Annotated in this window: 18 protein-coding genes; 12 read left to right on the top strand and 6 right to left on the bottom strand. The window is 64.1% G+C overall.

Annotation, left to right across the window (positions count from 1 at the left end):
* Positions 1-5: 5 nt before the first annotated feature.
* The 6 genes from ASN89_RS16025 to ASN89_RS16000 form a co-directional block, all read right to left on the bottom strand.
* Positions 6-1211, bottom strand: coding sequence for a type II secretion system F family protein (locus tag ASN89_RS16025; protein WP_058049955.1), 1206 nt, complete (start codon positions 1209-1211; stop codon positions 6-8).
* Positions 1211-2914: a GspE/PulE family protein gene (locus ASN89_RS16020; protein WP_058049954.1), complete on the bottom strand. Its 1704-nt coding sequence runs from the start codon at positions 2912-2914 to the stop codon at positions 1211-1213. Before ASN89_RS16020 ends, ASN89_RS16025 begins: the two co-directional genes overlap by 1 nt.
* A gap of 7 nt (positions 2915-2921) precedes the next feature.
* Complete coding sequence (locus ASN89_RS16015) at positions 2922-4325, bottom strand: tetratricopeptide repeat protein (RefSeq protein ID WP_058049953.1); 1404 nt, start codon at positions 4323-4325, stop codon at positions 2922-2924.
* On the bottom strand, positions 4322-6283 hold the full coding sequence (locus ASN89_RS16010; protein WP_058050006.1) for a type II secretion system protein GspD: 1962 nt from the start codon (positions 6281-6283) through the stop codon (positions 4322-4324). Before ASN89_RS16010 ends, ASN89_RS16015 begins: the two co-directional genes overlap by 4 nt.
* 107 nt (positions 6284-6390) lie before the next feature.
* Entirely contained in the window at positions 6391-7773 is a 1383-nt protein-coding gene (locus ASN89_RS16005; protein WP_235501988.1) for an ExeA family protein, read from the bottom strand.
* Positions 7770-8498, bottom strand: coding sequence for an ABC transporter ATP-binding protein (locus ASN89_RS16000; RefSeq protein ID WP_058049952.1), 729 nt, complete (start codon positions 8496-8498; stop codon positions 7770-7772). Before ASN89_RS16000 ends, ASN89_RS16005 begins: the two co-directional genes overlap by 4 nt.
* 207 nt (positions 8499-8705) lie before the next feature.
* Between ASN89_RS16000 and ASN89_RS15995 the strand changes: the two genes are divergently transcribed.
* The 12 genes from ASN89_RS15995 (at position 8706) to ASN89_RS15940 (ending at position 18144) form a co-directional block, all read left to right on the top strand.
* Positions 8706-10409, top strand: a complete 1704-nt coding sequence (locus tag ASN89_RS15995) for a GspE/PulE family protein (RefSeq protein WP_046683043.1) — start codon at positions 8706-8708, stop codon at positions 10407-10409.
* 1 nt (position 10410) lies between these two features.
* Positions 10411-11646 carry a type II secretion system F family protein gene (locus ASN89_RS15990; RefSeq protein ID WP_058049951.1) on the top strand — a complete coding sequence of 412 codons (1236 nt, stop codon included), beginning with the start codon at positions 10411-10413 and terminating at the stop codon, positions 11644-11646.
* Complete coding sequence (locus ASN89_RS15985) at positions 11646-12152, top strand: type II secretion system protein (protein WP_058049950.1); 507 nt, start codon at positions 11646-11648, stop codon at positions 12150-12152. Before ASN89_RS15990 ends, ASN89_RS15985 begins: the two co-directional genes overlap by 1 nt.
* Positions 12153-12228: 76 nt before the next feature.
* On the top strand, positions 12229-12702 hold the full coding sequence (locus ASN89_RS15980; protein WP_058049949.1) for a prepilin-type N-terminal cleavage/methylation domain-containing protein: 474 nt from the start codon (positions 12229-12231) through the stop codon (positions 12700-12702).
* A gap of 159 nt (positions 12703-12861) precedes the next feature.
* Positions 12862-13398: a Tfp pilus assembly protein FimT/FimU gene (locus tag ASN89_RS15975; protein WP_058050004.1), complete on the top strand. Its 537-nt coding sequence runs from the start codon at positions 12862-12864 to the stop codon at positions 13396-13398.
* Positions 13388-13945: a prepilin-type N-terminal cleavage/methylation domain-containing protein gene (locus ASN89_RS15970; RefSeq protein WP_058049948.1), complete on the top strand. Its 558-nt coding sequence runs from the start codon at positions 13388-13390 to the stop codon at positions 13943-13945. The genes ASN89_RS15975 and ASN89_RS15970 overlap by 11 nt, the downstream gene beginning before the upstream one ends.
* Positions 13942-14844, top strand: coding sequence for a prepilin-type N-terminal cleavage/methylation domain-containing protein (locus tag ASN89_RS15965; RefSeq protein ID WP_058049947.1), 903 nt, complete (start codon positions 13942-13944; stop codon positions 14842-14844). The genes ASN89_RS15970 and ASN89_RS15965 overlap by 4 nt, the downstream gene beginning before the upstream one ends.
* On the top strand, positions 14841-15293 hold the full coding sequence (locus tag ASN89_RS15960; RefSeq protein ID WP_058049946.1) for a hypothetical protein: 453 nt from the start codon (positions 14841-14843) through the stop codon (positions 15291-15293). Before ASN89_RS15965 ends, ASN89_RS15960 begins: the two co-directional genes overlap by 4 nt.
* 130 nt (positions 15294-15423) lie before the next feature.
* The gene (locus ASN89_RS15955; protein WP_058049945.1) at positions 15424-16383 is read left to right on the top strand and encodes a hypothetical protein; all 960 of its coding nucleotides are present in this window, start codon (positions 15424-15426) and stop codon (positions 16381-16383) included.
* Positions 16380-17048 carry a hypothetical protein gene (locus ASN89_RS15950; RefSeq protein WP_058049944.1) on the top strand — a complete coding sequence of 223 codons (669 nt, stop codon included), beginning with the start codon at positions 16380-16382 and terminating at the stop codon, positions 17046-17048. The genes ASN89_RS15955 and ASN89_RS15950 overlap by 4 nt, the downstream gene beginning before the upstream one ends.
* Positions 17048-17746 (top strand): type II secretion system protein GspM, encoded by a 699-nt coding sequence (gene gspM / locus ASN89_RS15945; protein ID WP_058049943.1) that lies wholly within the window; start codon positions 17048-17050, stop codon positions 17744-17746. Before ASN89_RS15950 ends, gspM begins: the two co-directional genes overlap by 1 nt.
* Complete coding sequence (locus tag ASN89_RS15940) at positions 17731-18144, top strand: MSHA biogenesis protein MshK (protein ID WP_200969057.1); 414 nt, start codon at positions 17731-17733, stop codon at positions 18142-18144. The genes gspM and ASN89_RS15940 overlap by 16 nt, the downstream gene beginning before the upstream one ends.
* Positions 18145-18151 lie beyond the last annotated feature (7 nt).

Genomic DNA, 18151 nt, shown 5'->3' with positions numbered 1-18151 from the left:
CGGCCTCAGGTCTTGATTGTACTGATGGTGTCGTAAATCGGTCCCAGCACCGACAGCATGATCCAGCCCAGCAGCAGGCCCAGGATGACCGTCATGGTCGGCTCGATCATGGCTTGCACTTTTTCAATCAATTCCTTCACTTCGCGGTTGTAAAAGTAACTGACATTGCGCAAGGCCGTATCGAGCGAACCCGTTGCCTCGCCCACCTTCAGCATGCGGATCACCAGCGGCGGGAAGATGCCCGTGTGCTGGAAGGCGGCGGTCACGCCGTAGCCCTCGCTGATCAGCTGCGCGGCGCGGCGCAGACCGGCCGCCACCACCTGGTTGCCGGCGATGCCTTCGGACAGGCGGATGCATTCGAGTATCGTGATGCCGGAAGCATACATCAGGGCGAAAAACGTGGCGAAGCGGGCCAGGATGATCTTGTGCAGCACGGGTCCGACCAGCCACAGCCGCAGTTTCAAGCCATCCCAGGTATAGCGGGCTGCCTCGCTGCGGCGGATAAGGGCGCGCAAGCCGAAGAACAGCAGCACGGGCAAGGCCAGCAGCACATACCAGTAATCGATGAAGACATTCGATACAAAGATCAGCACGCGCGTGTGCAGGGGCAGTTCGCCGCCCATGTTGCGGATGAAGGCCGTCAGCTGGGGCACCAGATAGATCATCAGGAAAAACGTCACGGCCGCCACGACGATGGCGACGATGATCGGGTACATGACGATCTTGCGCGTCTGCGACGCCAGTTCGTCCTGCCATTTCAGACTTTCCGACAGGTTCTTGAAGACTTCGGCGATCTTGCCGCTCTGTTCGCCCGCCAGTATCAGGCTGGTGAACGTGGCGTCGAAAATGTCGCCATGCTGGGCCAGCGCGCCCGACAGGGGCAAGCCGCCCTCGATGCTTTCGATCAGATCCGTGACGACTTCGCGCAGGCGCGGGTGGTCCGTGCTTTCGCGCAAGTCGTTCAAGCCTTCCAGGATGGGCACGCCCGCGCCCGTCAATTGCTCCATATGGAAGCAGAAATTGATCAGGTCGCGGCGGTGGATGACCCGCTTGCCCAGCAGTACCAGGTACTGGCCCGTGATCTTGCAGTCGATGAGGTCGAGCTGCATGCGGTGCAGGCGCGCTTCCAGGTCCGGCACGTTGGCCGCCTCCATACTGCCGGGAATCAATGTGCCGGCGGCATCCATGGCGCGGTAGACATATTGCGCCATCAGGCCAGCCTTTCCGTCAGGTCGACCACGCGGCCCACTTCTTCCAGGGTGGTGACGCCTTCGAGCACGCGGCGCATGCCGTCGTCGACGAGGCCCTTGAAGCCGGCCGCGCGCGCCGCATTCTTCAATTCGCGCAAGCTGGCGCGGCGCGCCGTCAATTCATCGAGTTCGGCCGTCATCTTGAGAATTTCCATGATGGCCAGGCGGCCCTTGTAGCCCTGGTGCGCGCAGCGCTCGCACCCGACGGCGCGGCAGATGGATACGGGCGCATCGTCCGTTGCCAGGCCCAGCAGGCGGCGCTCGACGTCGTCGGCGATCACGGTTTCCTTGCAATGCGGACACAAACGGCGCACGAGGCGCTGCGCCACGATGCCGATGATGTTGCCGGCCATGATGTCGGGCAGGATGCCGATGTCGAGCAGGCGCGCGACGGAACCGATGGCCGAGCTCGTATGCAGGGTGGAATACACCTGGTGGCCCGTCATGGCGGCGGCAAAGGCCATTTCCGCCGTTTCGCGGTCGCGGATCTCGCCAACTAAAATGATGTCCGGGTCTTGCCGCATCATCGAGCGGATGCCGTCGGCAAAGCCCAGCTTGACGGAGTCGTTGACGGAGGTCTGGCGTATCATGTTCATCGGATACTCGACCGGGTCCTCCAGGGTCATGATGTTGACGCTTTCCGTATTGATATGGTTGAGTATCGAATACAGGGTCGTGGTCTTGCCGCTGCCCGTCGGGCCCGTCACGAGGATGACGCCGTCCGGCCGCGCGATCATGAGTTTCAACAAGTTCAGTTCCGCCTCGGCCAGGCCCAGAGAGTCCAGCGGCACGATGCCCTTTTGCCGGTCCAGCACGCGCAGCACGACGTTTTCGCCATGCGTGGTGGGCTGCGCCGATGCGCGGAAGTCGATTTGCCGGCCGGAAAATTTGATGCTGATGCGTCCATCCTGCGGCGCGCGCGCCTCGGCGATATTCATGTTCGACATCACCTTCAGGCGCACGGCCATGGCCGGCCAGTACGATTTGTGCAGGCTGCGGATTTGCCGCAGGATGCCGTCGATGCGGTAGCGGATGCGCAGGAACGACTGCTCCGGCTCGAAATGGATGTCCGAGGCGCCGTTCTGCACGGCATCGGCCAGCAACGCGTCGATCAGGCGCACCATGGGCTGGCTGTACTCGTCCGACGGCGACGCCATGCTTTGATAGCTGACTTCGCCCGTTTCGATCTCGTGCAGGATGCCGTCGATCGACAATTCAAAACCATAGTACTGGTCGATGGCGCGCGAAATGTCGGACTCGTTGACGAGCACGGTCGAAATCGTGATGCCCTTGACCAGCATGGCGCTGATCTGGTCGAGCGCGACGATGTTGCTGGTGTCGGCCATGGCCAGGATCAGGTTGTCCGCCTGCCGCTCGTAGACGATGGGGAAGACGCGGTAGCGCTTGGCCACGTCCTTCGGGATCAGTTTCAAGGCGATGGCGTCGACCACCAGGCTCGACAGGTCCGCGCTGACCTGTTTCAGGTTTTCGCTGAGCGCTTCGCGCACCGTGGCTTCCGTGACGAAGCCCAAGGTGATCAGCAGCTTGCCCAGCGGTTCGCTGCTGCGCCGCTGCTCGATCAGGGCGATGCGCAGCTGGTCTTCGCTGATCACGCCTTTCTGAATCAGCAATTTGCCCAGCGGAAGTTTTGCCTGTTCTGCCATGTAATGCTTATTCCTGACGGGGTGTGATGGTGATGGCCGGGTCGGCCTGGGCCGCCGGCGCGGGGGCCGCCAGTTCGCGCAAACGCGTTTGCACGACGGCCGGGTCGAACGCGGCGGGCGTGGTTTGCGCCAGGGTCAGGGCGCGCTGGTAATAGGTGGCGGCCAGTTTCGGCTGGTTCAGCCGGTCCAGGCCCACGGCCAGGTTGAAGGCATAGTCGGGATTGCCGGGCGCGGCGCTGTAGGCGCGGAAAAATTGCTGCTGCGCTTCATTCCAGCGGCGCTGCTTGGCGTACACATTGCCCAGTGCAAACAGCACGGGGCCGCTGTCGGGGGTGCGGGCGAGGATGGCTTTCAGTTTTGCCTCGCTCTGCACGACGTCGCCCTGGCGCAGGCCGATCAGGCCGGCCAGCGCCACGCCATCGTCGGGATTGATCTCCAGCAAACGCACGTACAGCGACGCCGCCTGCGCGCCCTGGTTTTCGCGCTGCGCCACGGCCGCCAGGCCCAGCAGTGCATCGCGGTTGTTGGCATCCTGCCGCAGCACGCTTTCATATTGCTGGCGCGCCGCGCCCAGCTGCCCCCCGTTGAAGGCCTGGTAGGCTTGCTGCACACCGGGGTTGATTTGCGGCGCCGTATCGTTGCGTACCACCTGGATCTGGCTGTTGTCGGGCGCGGCCACTGGTGGCAGGCTGGGCGGCGCAGGCGGCTGCAGTTGCGCCAGCTGGGCGGCCACGGCCGCTTGCGCGGCGGCCTGAATCATCGCCTGCTGTTCCGCCGCGCCGGCTGGCTGGCGCTGTTCGCGCGGCACGTCCTGCGGCAGCGGCGAGGGCGCCGGGGCTTCCGGCAGGGCGCCGCCGGTCCCGGGCACCACCACGATGGGACCGGCAACGCCGGCCGTTCCCGGAGCGTCCGTCAGCGGCATGGGTACGCCGGGCAGGTTGGCGCCCGCGCCGGGGCTGCTGCTGGCGCGCCAGTACCAGTACGCCATGGAACCGGCCACCAGCAGCAGGATCGCCAGCAGCACGGCCAGGCGCACGGTGGCCGGGTCGACGCTGATGGGGCCGGTGGGGCCTTTCGGCGGCGGATTGCTGCGGCTGGTGCGGGGTTTGACGGGCGGCGGTTCCGGACGGGCGCGCGGCGGCTCGGGGGGCGGGCCAGCTTGCGGACCGGACTGCGCGCCACTGGGCTGGGGCGGCGGCGCGGGTGCGTCCTGCAGCGGTTCCAGGCGCAGGGTGCTTGCCGGCTGCACGGGCGGCGGTGCCACTGGCGCGGGACGGGGCGGCAGAGCGTCGGCCGGCGCCAGCTCCAGCACCTGGTCGTAGGCTTCGGACGGCTTTTCCAGTTCCTCGTCGGAAAGGCTGTTCTGCTTGGCGCGCTCGGCTTTCTTGAGCGCCTGCATCAGCAAGCTCATGGGACGTCTCCCTGCAGGCGTGCCTGCGGCTGGATGGCCGGCGCCGGCACGCCTTCCGTGTACGGCTGGCTGTTGAGCGGCGCCTGGCCGGGCAGCAAATAACGGTAGTCGCGGTAATCGCCATCGATGCTGGCATCCTTGACCACGACGGGGCGCATGAAGATCACCAGCTCCGTCTTGCTGCTTGCCTCGTTACGATAGGTAAACAAATTGCCGACCAGTGGCAGGCTGGACAAGCCCGGCACGCCATCCTTGGCATTGTCGACGGAATCCTGCATCAGGCCGCCCATCACGGCGATCTGGCCATTGCCTACTTTCATGATCGATTCCAGCTCGCGCGCCTGGATCACGGGCACCTTGCTGATCACGCTGGCCGTGGCCAGGGCCGGATTCGGGTCTTGCACGTAGCCGACGATGCGCGTGATGGTGGGCCTCACGTTGAGGGTCACTTCATCGCTGTCGGAAATTTGCGGCGTGACGCTCATGACGAAGCCGACGGGCACCGTTTCCAGCTTCGATTCATAGGTGGCGGGCGTGGTGATGGTGCCCGTCGAGCTGACCACGGCAGGCGTCACCTTGATGGTAAAGAAGACATTGTTGTCGACCACCTTCAGCATCGCCGTCTGATTGTTGAGCACGCTGATCTTCGGGCTGGACAGCACCTTCACCTTGCCGAACGATTCGAGCAGCTGGATGGTGGTCTTGAAACTGTCCTTCAGGTAATCGAGCACGAAGATGCCGGGCGTCGAACCGGGCGTGACGCCGCTGCTGAGCGCCTGGGTGCCCACCTGTTTCTGCGTCAGGCTCAGGCTGCCCGTCAGGCGCGACCAGTTGATGCCTTGCTGGTATTCATTGCTCAGGCGCACCTCGAGAATCGTGGCCTCGATCAGCACTTGCCGCTTGGCGCTGTGCAATACCGCGTCGAGGAATTCGGCGACTTTTTCGTGCTGGCGGCCCGTGGCCCGCACGGCGATCAAGCCGCCTTCCACGTTGACGACCACCGACGACGGGCTGCCCTTGTTGGCCAGTTTCAGCAGCGGCATGCCGTTCGCATCGAGCGGCTGGCCAGGATTCGCGTTCTGGATGGGCGCCTGCTGCTGGCCTGGCGCATACTGGCCGCCAGTCTGCATCGGCGCCTGGCTGCCGTATTGATTGCCGACCTGATTCTGCTGCTGGCCTTGCTGAATTTGCTGTCCCTGTTGTCCCTGTTGTCCTTGCTGCCCCTGCTGGCCGGGCATGCTCGTCAATTGCTGGTTCAGCTGTGCCAGCGGGTCCACCTGCACGTCGTTGAGCGTGGTCTCGCGCAGCAGGTCGCGGATATTCTTTTCCAGGCTGTACCAGAAATTATTCTCCGAACGATTCACGACCAGGGTGGTTGAATTGTTATTGCCATTGCCGCCGCTGCCTTGCGTGTTGCCAACGGGGTTGCTGGCGTTGTTGGAACCGCCGCCCGCCGTGGAAATTTGCGTGGCGATATTCACGCTGCTGTTGGTGCTGCGCGCCATGTTGACGTAATCGACCTTGTAATTGCGCCACACGGGCGCATCGGGCAGCACCGTCAGATTCTTGCCATCGATTTCGTAGCGCATATCGACTTGCTTGCCGATACGCGTCAGCAATTGCGGCAGGGTCTGGTCCAGCGCATTCAGGGTGACGCTGCCTTCGATCTGCGGGTGGATGTCGATATTCATGCCCGCGTCGCGCGCCAGCGCAAACAGCAGCGATTGCACAGGCACCTTGTGCACGGTGACGCTGTAGGTTTCCACTTTGGGCGCGGGCAGCGGCGCTGCCAGCGCGCTGCTTTGCTGCACCGGTTCGGGAATGGCGCCGACGGGGCGGGGCGGGACATTGAGGTGGGCAGGCGACAGCGGCGTTTGATGCGTGGCGCAGCCGGACAGCGCGGTGCTGCAGGCGAGGGCGACCCAGGAGGCCAGCACAGGAATAGGGTGTTGATTCATGAAAAGTTCGCCCTTGAAGTCGTGTTGTGCTTTTGTAATTTTACCCAGCATGATCGCCTAAAAGCAATCGGCTGTGCGGGCCAGGGTGGCAATATACCGAAATAAAGTCAGGGGAGGCCACGCCCCGTTTTTGCCGGCGCCGTGGCTTTCATTTCCGTACGGATACTATCTATGTCATTCAGCAATATTTTCTGCGGCGACGTGGGCGCCAGCCTCGTCCAGACGGCTTCGGCGCTGGCCCGGTCGGCGAAGCTGCCGTAGACGATGTCCAGGCGCGCGATGGCGTTCGCGGGCGCAGCGCCAGGCAGGCGAAACACGTGGACGTCGCGCAGGCCGATGGCTTGCTGCGCCTGCTGCAGGAAAGTTTCCGCCGCGGCCGTTTCGCTGGCGGGCAGGCTGGCGATTTGCAGCACCAGTTGCTGTGGTCCCTGCCTTGCCAGCCAGTCGCGCGATTCTGCCAGCTTGTTGTCGAGCAGCGTCGAGGGTGCCGGGAGCGCTGGCAGCGTTGGCAACGGTGCACGTGGAACTGCTGCCTGGCCCGGCGCCAGCCATTGCCACAGCAGCGCAGCGGCCAGCAGCAGCATCAGCGCGCTTAGGGTGCCCGCCAGCAGCTTGCCCGTATGCCAGGGCGGACGGTGGAAGGGGCTGTCGGCAATGGCCAGGCGCACGTGGCGCGCGCCGATTTCCTGTGCATCATCGGCAAACGCGGCCAGCAGGGCCTTGTCGGCCAGGATATTGACCCTGCGCACGATGCCTTGCGCCGCGCGCGCCAGCCGGCGCAGCGCGGCCGGCGTGAAGACGAGCGGCGCCGTGCGGCCGGCGGCGGCCAGGCGGCAGCCCAGATAATCGTTCAGCAAGGCTTGCGGCAGGCGCGGCACGGTGAAACTGTGGGTGATGCGTTCCTTCAATTGGCGGAACTGGGGCAAGTCCAGCGTGTGCTGCAATTCCGGCTGGCCGAACAGGACGATTTGCAGCAGCTTGTGGCTGGCCGTTTCCAGGTTCGTCAGCAGGCGCAGCGCTTCCAGGGTAGCGCCCGGCATGGCTTGCGCTTCTTCGGCCAGCAGCACCACCTGGCGCCCGGCCGTGTGCCGCGCGATCAGCTCGCCGTGCAGGGCGCGCAGCACGGCGTCGGTGCGCCAACCGTCCAGTGCCAGGCCCAGTTCGGCGGCGATGGCGTGCAGGACTTCGTCCGGCTCCAGGCGGGGATTGAGCAAATACAGCACGTCGACCCGGGGCGGCAGGCGCTCGGCCAGCATGCGGCACAGCATGGTCTTGCCGCTGCCGACTTCACCCGTCAGCTTGATGATGCCTTCGCCTTGCGTGACGGCATACAGCAGCGCATCGAGCAGTTCGCCCCGTGTATTGCCCGTATAAAAGAAGGCCGGGTCCGGCGTGATGCCGAACGGCGCCGTGCGCAAGCCGAAATGGCGCAGATACATGCCGTGCGGCGACGGCGCGTAGTGGCTGGCGACCTGCGTGTCGGTGTTCATGCCGCGATGCAATTGAGAAAAGCCTGTTCCAGGCTGGCGTCGGCCGCACCGCCATGGCGGGCGCGGCATTCGGCGGGCGTGCCTGTAAACACGATGCGGCCCGCATGCAGGATGGCCATGCGGTCGCACAACTCTTCCACGTCGGCCAGCGCATGCGAGGTGAGCAGGGCGCCGCGGCCCTGCGCGCGCGCTTGCCGCAGCACGTGCTTGAATTGCGCGCGCGCTTTCGGGTCGAGTCCACTCATCGGTTCATCCAGCACCAGTTGCCGCTTGCCCGACAGCAGGCAGGCGGCCAGCCCCAGTTTCTGCATCATGCCTTTCGAATACTCGCGCGCGGGACGCAGCAGCACGTCCGGCGCCAGGTCCAGCGCGCCCGCGACCTGCTGCACGGCTTGTGCATCGGGGCGCACATCGTGCAGGCGCGACAGGTAGCGCAGGAAGTCGCCGCCCGTCAGGTAATACGGTGCCTGGAAACGTTCCGGCAGAAACGACAGCGGCTGGCGCGCCGCGCCGTGCCGGTGCGGCTGGCCGAAAATGGCGATGTCTCCCCGCTCGGGCGTGCAGAAATCGAGCAGGCATTTCAGCAGGGAAGTCTTGCCCGCGCCATTCACGCCGACCAGGCCGAACAGTTCCCCCGCGCGCACTTGCAGGTCGACGCCGCGCAGCACGGCGCTGCCCGCCAGTTGCAGATGCACGTTGTGGAACTCGATGGCGCAGGCGTTCATAGGGGCAATGGTCGGCAGGGAAGACGGTGAACGACCGCCATTATTGCCATGGGCGCAGGCGGGCGGCAAGCGTTTCCTTGCAGTGTGTTGAAATGCGCAAAAATCAAACGTTGGAATGTATTTTCTTTAAGAAACAACAGGTTCTGGAATAAAATACTCCCGCGCGCCGCTGGCGTGCATCGTCTGTTGAACTGTCGAGGAGCAAGCATGGCAAGGCCAGAGAAAGTCCGGCTCGGTGAAATTTTGGTGCAGCAGAAATTGCTGACGGAAGAACAGTTGGGCCAGGCCTTGACGGAACAGAAGCGTTCGGGACGCAAGCTGGGCCGCGTTTTTGTCGAGCACGGCTTTGTCACGGAAGAGCAGATTTCCGGCGCGCTGGCGCGCCAGCTCGACATTCCCTACATCAATCTGAAGTTTTTCAACATCAATCCCGAACTGGTGCGGCTGCTGCCGGAAACCCAGGCGCGGCGTTTTCGCGCGCTGGTGCTGGAAGACCGCCGCGAGGGCTTGCTGGTCGGCATGTCCGATCCCACCGACCTGTTCGCGTACGATGAAATTTCGCGCCTGGTCAAGCGCCAGATCGAACTGGCCGTGGTCAATGAAACGGAAGTGCTGGCCGCCATCGACCGCATCTACCGCCGCACGGAAGACATTTCCACGCTGACGCGCGAGCTGGAGCAGGACTTGGGCGACGTATCCGTCGACTTCGGCGCGCTGGCCGCCAATCCGGGCCTGGAAGAAGCGCCCATCGTCAAGCTGCTGCAATCCGTGTTCGAGGATGCCACGCAGGTGCGCGCCTCGGACATCCACATCGAGCCGCAGGAAGGCCGGCTGCAGATCCGTTTCCGCATCGACGGCGTGCTGCACCTGCAGACGGAAGCGGACAGCAAGATCGCCAGTTCGCTGGCGCTGCGTCTGAAACTGATGTCGGACCTCGATATTTCCGAGAAGCGCCTGCCGCAGGATGGCCGCTTCGCCATCCGCGTGAAAAACCAGCGCATCGACGTGCGTATTTCCACCATGCCCACGCAGTACGGCGAATCGGTGGTGATGCGCTTGCTGAATCAGGGCGGCACGACCTTGCGCCTGGACGCCATCGGCATGCCGCCTGCGCTGGTGGCGCAGTTCCGCGCCATCGTCAGCCGCCCGAACGGCCTTGTGCTGGTGACGGGCCCGACCGGCAGCGGCAAGACGACGACCTTGTACTGCGCCTTGTCCGAACTCAATTCGGTGGAAAAAAAGCTCATCACGGTGGAAGACCCGGTCGAGTACCGCTTGCCCGGCATCAATCAAGTGCAAGTGAACGAGAAGATCGAGCTGAACTTTGCCAGGGTGCTGCGCTCGGCCTTGCGGCAAGATCCCGACATCGTGCTCGTCGGCGAGATGCGCGACCAGGAAACGGCGCAGATCGGCTTGCGCGCCGCCATGACGGGTCACTTGGTGCTGTCGACCCTGCATACCAACGACGCCATCAGCACGCCGCTGCGCCTGATGGACATGGGCGTGCCCCGCTACATGGTGGGCAGCTCGCTGCAAGCCGTGCTGGCGCAGCGCCTGGTGCGCGTAATCTGCGAAAGCTGCAGCACGCCGTACCAGCCCACGCCGAACGAATATGAATGGCTGCGCATGGAACTGGGCGAGCTGGTCGAGCGCAACCAGTATTTCCACGGCAAGGGCTGCTCGCATTGCAATGGCATGGGTTACCGTGGCCGCACGGGCGTGTACGAATTGCTGGAAATCACGCGCGCCGTGGCCGACGCCGCCAACCATGCCGACCCTTCCCACTTCATGAAGGTGGCGACGGCGCAGATGGCGGGCGAAACCTTGCGCCGCCACGCCGTGCAACTGGTGGTACAGGGCCGCACGACGGTGATGGAAGCGATGCGCATCAGCAACCAGAGCGAGGATTGAGGTGCCGTTTTTCTCCTACAAGGCCCGCAGCGCCAGTGGCGAACTGCTGACCGGCGTGATGGAAGGCGTCGACAGCGGCGCCGTGGCCGACCAGTTGATGGCGGGCGGCAGCACGCCCGTCGACATCAGCGCCACCAAACAAACGGTGACGGGCGCCGGCGCCAACCAGCTGGGCTGGTGGGACAAGCTGACCGAGAAAAAAGTCACGCCCATGGACGTGCAGCTGTTCAGCCGCCAGCTGTACACTTTGCTCAAGGCGGGCGTGCCCATCATGCGCGGCCTGGCCGGCTTGCAGGAGTCCGCCATCAGCCCCGCGTTCGGGCGCATCATCAAGGATGTGCGCGAGTCGCTCGATGCGGGGCGCGAGCTGTCGGCCGCGATGGCGCGCCATCCCGCGATCTTCACGCCGTTTTACTTGTCGATGGTGCGCGTGGGCGAAATGACGGGGCGCCTCGATGAAGTGTTTTTGCGCCTGTTCGACCACCTGGAATTCGACCGCGACATGCGCGCGCGCGTGAAAACGGCGACGCGCTACCCGACCTTCGTCGTCTTCGCCATGCTCGCCGCCATGATCGTGGTGAATATTTTCGTCATTCCCCAGTTCGAGAAAGTGTTCGCCAGCTTCCACGCGGAGCTGCCCCTGATGACGCGCATCCTGATCGGCACTTCGCGCTTTACGGTGGCGTACTGGCCCATCCTGCTGATGCTGGGCGTGGGCGGCTTTTTCGGCTGGCGCGCCTGGCTGCGCACGAAAGAGGGCTTGTATAAATGGGACCGCGCCAAGCTGCGCCTGCCGATCGCCGGCAAGATCATCCTGAAGGGCACGATGGCCCGCTTTGCGCGCAGTTTCGCCTTGTCGAGCACGAGCGGCGTGCCCATCGTGCAGGCGCTGACGGTGGTGTCGCAAACGGTCGACAACACCTACCTGAGCGCGCGCGTGGAACAGATGCGCGACGGTGTCGAGCGAGGCGAAAGCATCTTGCGCACCTCGGTCGCGGCCGGCGTGTTTACGCCCGTGGTGCTGCAGATGATCGCCGTGGGCGAGGAATCCGGTTCGCTCGACGACCTGATGGACGAGATCGCGGACATGTACGAGCGCGAAGTCGACTATGAATTGAAGACCCTGTCGGCACAGATCGAGCCGATCTTGATCGTCTTCCTCGGCGCCATGGTGTTGGTGCTGGCGCTGGGCATCTTCCTGCCGATCTGGGACCTGGGCCGGGCGGCCCTGCATTGATGAGAAAGCCGCTCCGCCAGCGCGGTTTCACCCTGTTCGAGCTGGCGGTCGCGGCGGGCGTGTTCGCCATCCTGGTGACGGTATTGTTGAACCGGCTCGGCTATTACCAGCAGCAGGCGCAGCAGGTGGCCGTGGCGCAGATGCTTGGCGTTTTGCGTACCAGCTTGCGGGTGCAGGTGCTGCAGCTGTACCTGGCGGACCGGCGCGACAAAATCCCGGCGCTGGCGCGGCAAAATCCGTTCGACTGGCTGATGGATAAGCCGGTCAATTACCTGGGCGAGTTCGCGCAGCCAGACCTTGATAAATTACCGGCGGGGAATTGGTTATACGACAGAAAAGAACAAAAAATTATCTATTTGTTTAGCAATGGCAATATTTTTCCCATTACAAGGGTTGATTCAGTGAAATTTAAGGTAATCTTGCCGGGTGCGGACGCCGATCTTGACAAGCTCTCCCGGGAGCCCGATATCGTGGTGTGGAAATCGCCGGACTCGGCGGCAAATTGACGCGCTTCCCGGTCTGGTGCAGCGACAGTTTCATGGCGTTGGTTTTGATGTTTTTATTTGATTTTGGAGAGCAGGTATGAATAAGTCTTTACGTAGTATGAAAAGCGGCGCCCAGGCAGGTTTTACCCTGATCGAACTGATCGTCGTCATCGTGATCCTCGGCATCCTGGCAGCGACGGCGATTCCTAAATTCATCGACATGTCGACCGATGCGCGCGTGGCCAAGATGCAAGCGGCCGCTGGCGCCCTCAAGGCGGGCGCGGCGCTGTACCATGCGCAGTGGCTGGTGAGCGGTTCGCCTGCCGATGGCAACACGGTGAAGATGGAAGGCCAGGCGATTACCGGAGTAGGTGGCTACCCTACGGCCGACGCCGCCGGGATTGGATTGGCTGCGGGTATTGCCACTCCTGATTATGTGATCACAACCACCGCGGGTTTCGTGGTGACCCCTGATGCAACGCGCACGACATGCTCGGTTACCTACCCCGCCCCAACGGCGACTGTCGCACCGGTAGTTACCAGTGCGGCAACTGCCGCCACGTGTAAGTAATCTTTGAGCACACTGCAAGGAAAGCCCGGCCACGCCCGGCCTTCCTTGCGCACCACCAGCCCAACCCCAGGCGCCAGCCCGTTGGGCTTTTTTACGGGCCATCCATTGCTGCAGCCACCGACAGTCTTTCCGCATCGCCACGCAGCGCCGCCAGGCCGCTTGCGTACGACTGCGCGCGGTTTTACCTTGATCGAGCTGGTGGCCGTGCTGGTGCTGGCGGGCTTGCTGGCGACCTTTGCCGTCAACCGATTTTTCCAGCGCGACACGTTTGACGCGCGCAGTTTTACGGATCAGGTGACGAATATTGTGCGTTACGGGCAAAAACTGGCGGTGGCGCAAAACCGTGCCGTGTTTGTCAGTATCAATGCCGACAGAGTGGGCCTGTGCTTCGATGCCGATTGCAGCGCCGCCCAGAAGGTGGTGCCGCCCACGGGCCGTAACAGCGGCAGCAAGGAAACGCTGCAGTATTGCCTGGGGAGCAATTGGCTATGCGAAGGCCGTCCGGCCAGCGTGACCATGCCCGGCGCCTCCGGCATCATGCCGGGATTTTATTTCGACGCGCTGGGCAAGCCGTATGCGTCGGGCGACGTATTTCCTGCCGCATCCACATTCCCGGCGCAACTGACGATCAGTATCCAGGGCGACGGCATGGAGCGCTACGTCATCGTCGAAAGGGAGACTGGTTATGTCCATTAGCCAGCGACGCCAGCGTGAACGCGGCGTGACCCTGATCGAACTGGTGCTGTTTATCGTCATCGTCGGCCTGGCCTCGGCCGCCATCCTCGGCGTGATGAGCATGACGACGCGGAACAGCGCCGACCCCCAACTGCGCAAGCAGGCGCTGGCGATTGCCGAAGGCATGCTGGAAGAAATCCAGCTGGCGCGGTTTACCTATTGCGATCCGCAAGACCCGGCCGCGGAAACGGCCACCAGCCCGGCCGGCTGCGGCGTCCCGGAAGGGCCGGGGGAAGAGGCGAACGGCGCGGGGCGGCCTTTCGATAACGTCAACGATTACGTGAATGCGTATGGCGCGGCCACGGACTACGAGACGGATGCCCAGGGCGCCGTATGGGCTGCCGGGTCCCCCCAGAAATATGTTGCATCGGTAACGATCACTCCGGTAGCCCTGAACGGCTTGCCCGCGACGGAGGGCCTGCATATCCGCGTGGTCGTGCCGTATGCCGACCAGCAGATCGTGCTCGACGGCTATCGCGTGCGCTATGCGCCGAACAGTATTCCATGAAAAATCTCCTTAACGTCCAGCGCCGCCCGCGCGGCTTTACCCTCGTCGAGATGGTCATCGTGATCGTCATCACGGGCATCATCGGCGCCATGGTCGCCGTTTTCATCCGCGTGCCCGTACAAGGCTATATGGACGTCGCGGCGCGCGCGGCACTGGCCGATACGGCCGATACGGCGGCACGCCGCCTGACACGCGACGTGCGCCTTGCCCTGCCCAACAGCGTGCGCGTGTCGGGCGAGGGGCGGTTCCTGGAACTGTTGCTGACCAAGACGGGCGGGCGCTACCTGAGCGACAGCGATGCGGCCGCGCCGGGCAATGTGCTGAGCTTTGACACCCCTCCCGCCGCCGGCGTTCCGGCGAGCTTCACCGTCGTCGGCGCCATGCCCGCCAATGCGCTGGGCGCGCGCCAGGCGATCAGCGTGGGCGACCAGATCGTCATCTACAACCTTGGGGGAGCTTACACGCCGAACAATGCGTATGCGTGCAGCGCGGCAAACGGCTGCAACCGCGCGCCAGTGACGGGCGTGGCCGGCCGTGTCGTCACGCTCGGCAGCTATCCGTTCACGACGGCGCCCGCGCCGCTGCCGTCGCCGTCGAACCGTTTCCAGGTGGTCTCGACGCCCGTCACCTATGCCTGCAATCTGACGGATGGCACCCTGACCCGTTACGCGGGCTATGCCATCCAGGCCGACCAGCCGGTTGTCGAGGGCACCGCGCCGCTGGCGGCGGCGAATGGCGCCCTGCTGGCGCGCCAGGTGACGGCGTGCACCTTCAGCTATACCGTGCTGGCCAATGTGCAGCGGGGCCTGGTGAATATCGACCTGAGCCTGGGCGCGGCGAACAGCAATACGGGCGTGCTGCGCCTGGTGCAACAGGTGCAGGCGAGGAATATGCCATGACGCGCTTGCTGCGCCACCGCACGGGCCGCATGCGCGGTTTCAGCCTCGTCACGGCGATTTTCCTGCTCGTGGTGCTGGCCGCGCTGGCGGCCGTGATGGTGAATATCTCCACCTTGCAGCAGACGGAATCGGCGATGGACGTGCAGGGCGTGCGTGCCGAGCAGGCCGCCCGCGCGGGCCTCGAATGGGGTTTGCAGCGGCAGATCAGCGCCGGCCTGACCGCTGGCGCGGCGTGCATCGGCGCCACCACGTTCAGTTTGCCACCTGGCACGACCTTGTCGGCGTTCAGCGTCAGCGTGCAATGCGGCACGGCCACGGGACCCGGCACCTTGACCAGCTGGACCATCACGGCCACGGCTTGCAACCAGCCTGGACCTGCCGGCTGCCCGAACCCGGGCAATAACCCCGATTACGTCCAGCGCCGCCTGCAAGCCGTGCTGTCGCAGTAAGGTCAACGGCGTGCAAAAAAGATCGCTAATTTATTGTTTTTACACAATAAAGTTGGCTTCATGAATTAAAATTAGCTGGATGCATCACTGCGCGACAAGATCGGGCAGGCACTTACACTGGATAGTTCGCATGGGTTTATTCGCAAGAGCAAAGAAGTACGATGGCTGGCTGGCCACGGCGTTTGGCCGCGAAGGCGTCAGCGCTGTCGTTGTCGAGCGTTCCGGCGGCGGCATGCCGCGTGTGCGGGGCGTCAGCTACCAGGCGGCCGCGCGGCCGGCGCCGGCCGAGGTGCTGGAAAAACTGGGCAAGGAGTTGCAGGCGGTCACGCGCCACTGCACCAGCGTGCTGGCCGGCGGCGAATACCAGCTGCTGTCGCTGGAAGCGCCTGCCGTGCCGCGCGAGGAATTGAAGACGGCCGTGGGCTGGCGTTTGAAGGACATGCTGGACTTTCCCCTGGCCGACGCCACCATCGACGTGTTCGACATTCCGGGCGACCCGAACGGCACCCAGCGGGGCAGCAGCGTGTTTGCCGTCGCCGCGCGCAACAGCGCCGTGTCGCGCCGCCAGGCGCTGTACGCCGAATGCAAGATCGGCCTGTCCGTGATCGATATCCCCGAGATGGCGCAGCGTAATATCGCCACTTTGCTGGAAACGCCGGGACGCGGCATCGCCGTGCTGTTTTTCGATGGCGACGGCGGCTTGCTGACCATGAGCTTCAATGGCGAGCTGTACCAGGCGCGCCGCATCGACGTGACCCTGACGCAATTGCAGTCGCCCGACGCCAGCCAGTACTACGACCGCGTCACCCTCGAACTGCAGCGCTCGTTCGATCACTTCGACCGCCAGTTTCATTTCATTTCGCTGGCCCGGTTGATGCTGATGACGGGCGCCAGCGACGGCTTGCACGCCTACCTGGCCGACAATCTCTACATGCCCGTCGAACAGCTGGACCTGGCCACGGTGCTGGACTTTTCTCAGGCCGTCGAGTTGCGCGACCCCGCCATGCAGGCGCGCTACTTCCTGGCCATCGGCGCTGCCCTGCGCGAGGTTGGCCTGCACCCGGGCAAGCACGAAGGGAAGGGCGCATGAGCCAGCAGATCAACCTGTTCAATCCCCAGTTTGAACTGAAACAACACCACATGTCGGCGCGCACGGCCAGCCTGGGCCTGGGCGGCCTGGCGCTGGTCTTGCTGGCCCTGGGCGTGCTGGCCCAGCAGGCAATGGCCAGCCTGGAACAGCGCGAAGCAGGCGTCAAGGCGGCGCTGGCGCAAGTCGAGGCGAAGCGCGACCAGATTTTGCGTGATTTTCCTCCACGCAAGAAAGATCCGGCCCTGGCACAGGAACTGGCGGCCGTCGAAGCGCAGCGCCAGTTGCTGCAGGACGCGTCAAGCGTGCTGGACAGTGGCAAGCTGGGCAATACCCTCGGCTATGCCGGCTATTTCCGCGCGCTGGCGCAGGCCAGGGTCGACGGCGTATGGCTGACGGGCGTGGACATCGCCGGCGCCGGCAATGATTTCGGCTTGCAGGGCCGCGCCTTGCATGCGTCGCTGCTGCCCGCCTACATCACGCGCCTGGGCCAGCAGGAAGTACTCAAAGGCAAGAGCTTCGCCAGCCTCGACATCGGCCAGCCCGAGCAGCCGGCCGGGGCGGTGGTTGACGGCAAGGCGGCCAGCCTGCCTTATGTCGCGTTCAGCCTGCAGTCGGCGGAGCGTGCTGTCACGCCGGCCAAACCTGTTGCGGGAGGAACACGCTGATGCTGCCCTTGCTGAAGAAATGGGCCACCGCCTTCGACGCCCTCAGCCTGCGTGAGCGGCTGATGGTGTTTGGCGCCGCTGCGGCCGCCATCCTGTTTGTGTTTTATTTCATGAGCTTCAATCCCTTGCTGGCGAAACGCGCCGCGCTGGAAGCGAGCATTGCGCAAAAGCAAAGCCTGTTGACTGCGACGAACAAGGAAATCGAGCTGACCATGCTCGCCCATGCCACCGATCCCGACCGGGAAGCGCGCACGCGCCTGGTGGCCTTGCAGGCGGAAACGGCGTCCCTGGCGCGGGCGCTGCGCGAGAAGCAGCATGGCCTGGTGGCGCCCGAGCGCATGGTCACCTTGCTTGAACACTTGCTGCGCCGGCACGCGGGATTGCGCGTGGTGTCGCTGAAAACCTTGCCCGGCAGCGCAGTCGGCGCCCACCAGGCCGATGCTGAAAACGGCGACGCGGCGGCCAAGGCGGATGCCGCCAAGGCGCCGGCCCCGGCGCCGTTGCTGCACCAGCATGGCGTGGAAGTGGTGCTGCAAGGCAGTTATGCGGACATGGTGCAATACATGCAGGCGCTGCAAGCGATGCCGACGCGCGTGTTCTGGGGCGCCGCCCACCTCGATGCGGCCACTTATCCAAGCGCCACCCTGACCCTGACCTTACACACCCTCAGCATGGACGACACATGGATCGCACTCTGACCTTTGGTCCCGCGCTGCTGGCGCCTTTGCTGATGCTGAGCCTGGCATGGCCGGGCGCGCAGGCGCAGGCGCTCGATGATCCGACGCGCCCGCCCGCGGCCCTGTGGGCGCCCGCCAGCGCCGCGCCCGTTGTCGCGGCCCGGCCGCAACTGCAATCGGTGCTCATTTCCACCCAGCCGGGCGGACGCCGGCTGGCCGTCATCGATGGCCAGACGGTCAAGGTTGGCAGCAAGGTGGGCAACGCCATGGTGACGGAAATCCGCGATACGGCCGTAGTGCTGCGGCGTGGCAAATCACTGGAAACCTTCAAGCTGTACCCGAACAGCAAGACCGATAACAAGACCGATAACAAGACCGACAACGAGACCGATCGCAAGACCGGCCGCAAGCAGGAGTAGAAGAAGT

It is taken from the genome of Janthinobacterium sp. Ant5-2-1, assembly GCF_001445815.1.
GTDB lineage: Bacteria > Pseudomonadota > Gammaproteobacteria > Burkholderiales > Burkholderiaceae_D > Janthinobacterium > Janthinobacterium lividum_E.
Note: the sequence above shows the minus strand (reverse complement) of the source record. Positions and strands in the feature narration are given on the sequence as shown.

What these genes read in the sequence shown, in the direction of transcription:
- ASN89_RS15960 (WP_058049946.1), top strand. Translation starts at nt 14,841, where the DNA reads ATGACGCGCTTGCTGCGCCACCGCACGGGCCGCATGCGCGGTTTCAGC.
- ASN89_RS15980 (WP_058049949.1), top strand. Translation starts at nt 12,229, where the DNA reads ATGAATAAGTCTTTACGTAGTATGAAAAGCGGCGCCCAGGCAGGTTTT.
- ASN89_RS15985 (WP_058049950.1), top strand. Translation starts at nt 11,646, where the DNA reads ATGAGAAAGCCGCTCCGCCAGCGCGGTTTCACCCTGTTCGAGCTGGCG.
- ASN89_RS15955 (WP_058049945.1), top strand. Translation starts at nt 15,424, where the DNA reads ATGGGTTTATTCGCAAGAGCAAAGAAGTACGATGGCTGGCTGGCCACG.
- ASN89_RS15940 (WP_200969057.1), top strand. Translation starts at nt 17,731, where the DNA reads ATGGATCGCACTCTGACCTTTGGTCCCGCGCTGCTGGCGCCTTTGCTG.
- ASN89_RS16005 (WP_235501988.1), bottom strand. Translation starts at nt 7,773, where the DNA reads ATGAACACCGACACGCAGGTCGCCAGCCACTACGCGCCGTCGCCGCAC.
- ASN89_RS16010 (WP_058050006.1), bottom strand. Translation starts at nt 6,283, where the DNA reads ATGAATCAACACCCTATTCCTGTGCTGGCCTCCTGGGTCGCCCTCGCC.
- ASN89_RS16025 (WP_058049955.1), bottom strand. Translation starts at nt 1,211, where the DNA reads ATGGCGCAATATGTCTACCGCGCCATGGATGCCGCCGGCACATTGATT.
- ASN89_RS15995 (WP_046683043.1), top strand. Translation starts at nt 8,706, where the DNA reads ATGGCAAGGCCAGAGAAAGTCCGGCTCGGTGAAATTTTGGTGCAGCAG.
- gspM (WP_058049943.1), top strand. Translation starts at nt 17,048, where the DNA reads ATGCTGCCCTTGCTGAAGAAATGGGCCACCGCCTTCGACGCCCTCAGC.
- ASN89_RS15950 (WP_058049944.1), top strand. Translation starts at nt 16,380, where the DNA reads ATGAGCCAGCAGATCAACCTGTTCAATCCCCAGTTTGAACTGAAACAA.
- ASN89_RS16015 (WP_058049953.1), bottom strand. Translation starts at nt 4,325, where the DNA reads ATGAGCTTGCTGATGCAGGCGCTCAAGAAAGCCGAGCGCGCCAAGCAG.
- ASN89_RS15965 (WP_058049947.1), top strand. Translation starts at nt 13,942, where the DNA reads ATGAAAAATCTCCTTAACGTCCAGCGCCGCCCGCGCGGCTTTACCCTC.
- ASN89_RS15970 (WP_058049948.1), top strand. Translation starts at nt 13,388, where the DNA reads ATGTCCATTAGCCAGCGACGCCAGCGTGAACGCGGCGTGACCCTGATC.
- ASN89_RS16020 (WP_058049954.1), bottom strand. Translation starts at nt 2,914, where the DNA reads ATGGCAGAACAGGCAAAACTTCCGCTGGGCAAATTGCTGATTCAGAAA.
- ASN89_RS16000 (WP_058049952.1), bottom strand. Translation starts at nt 8,498, where the DNA reads ATGAACGCCTGCGCCATCGAGTTCCACAACGTGCATCTGCAACTGGCG.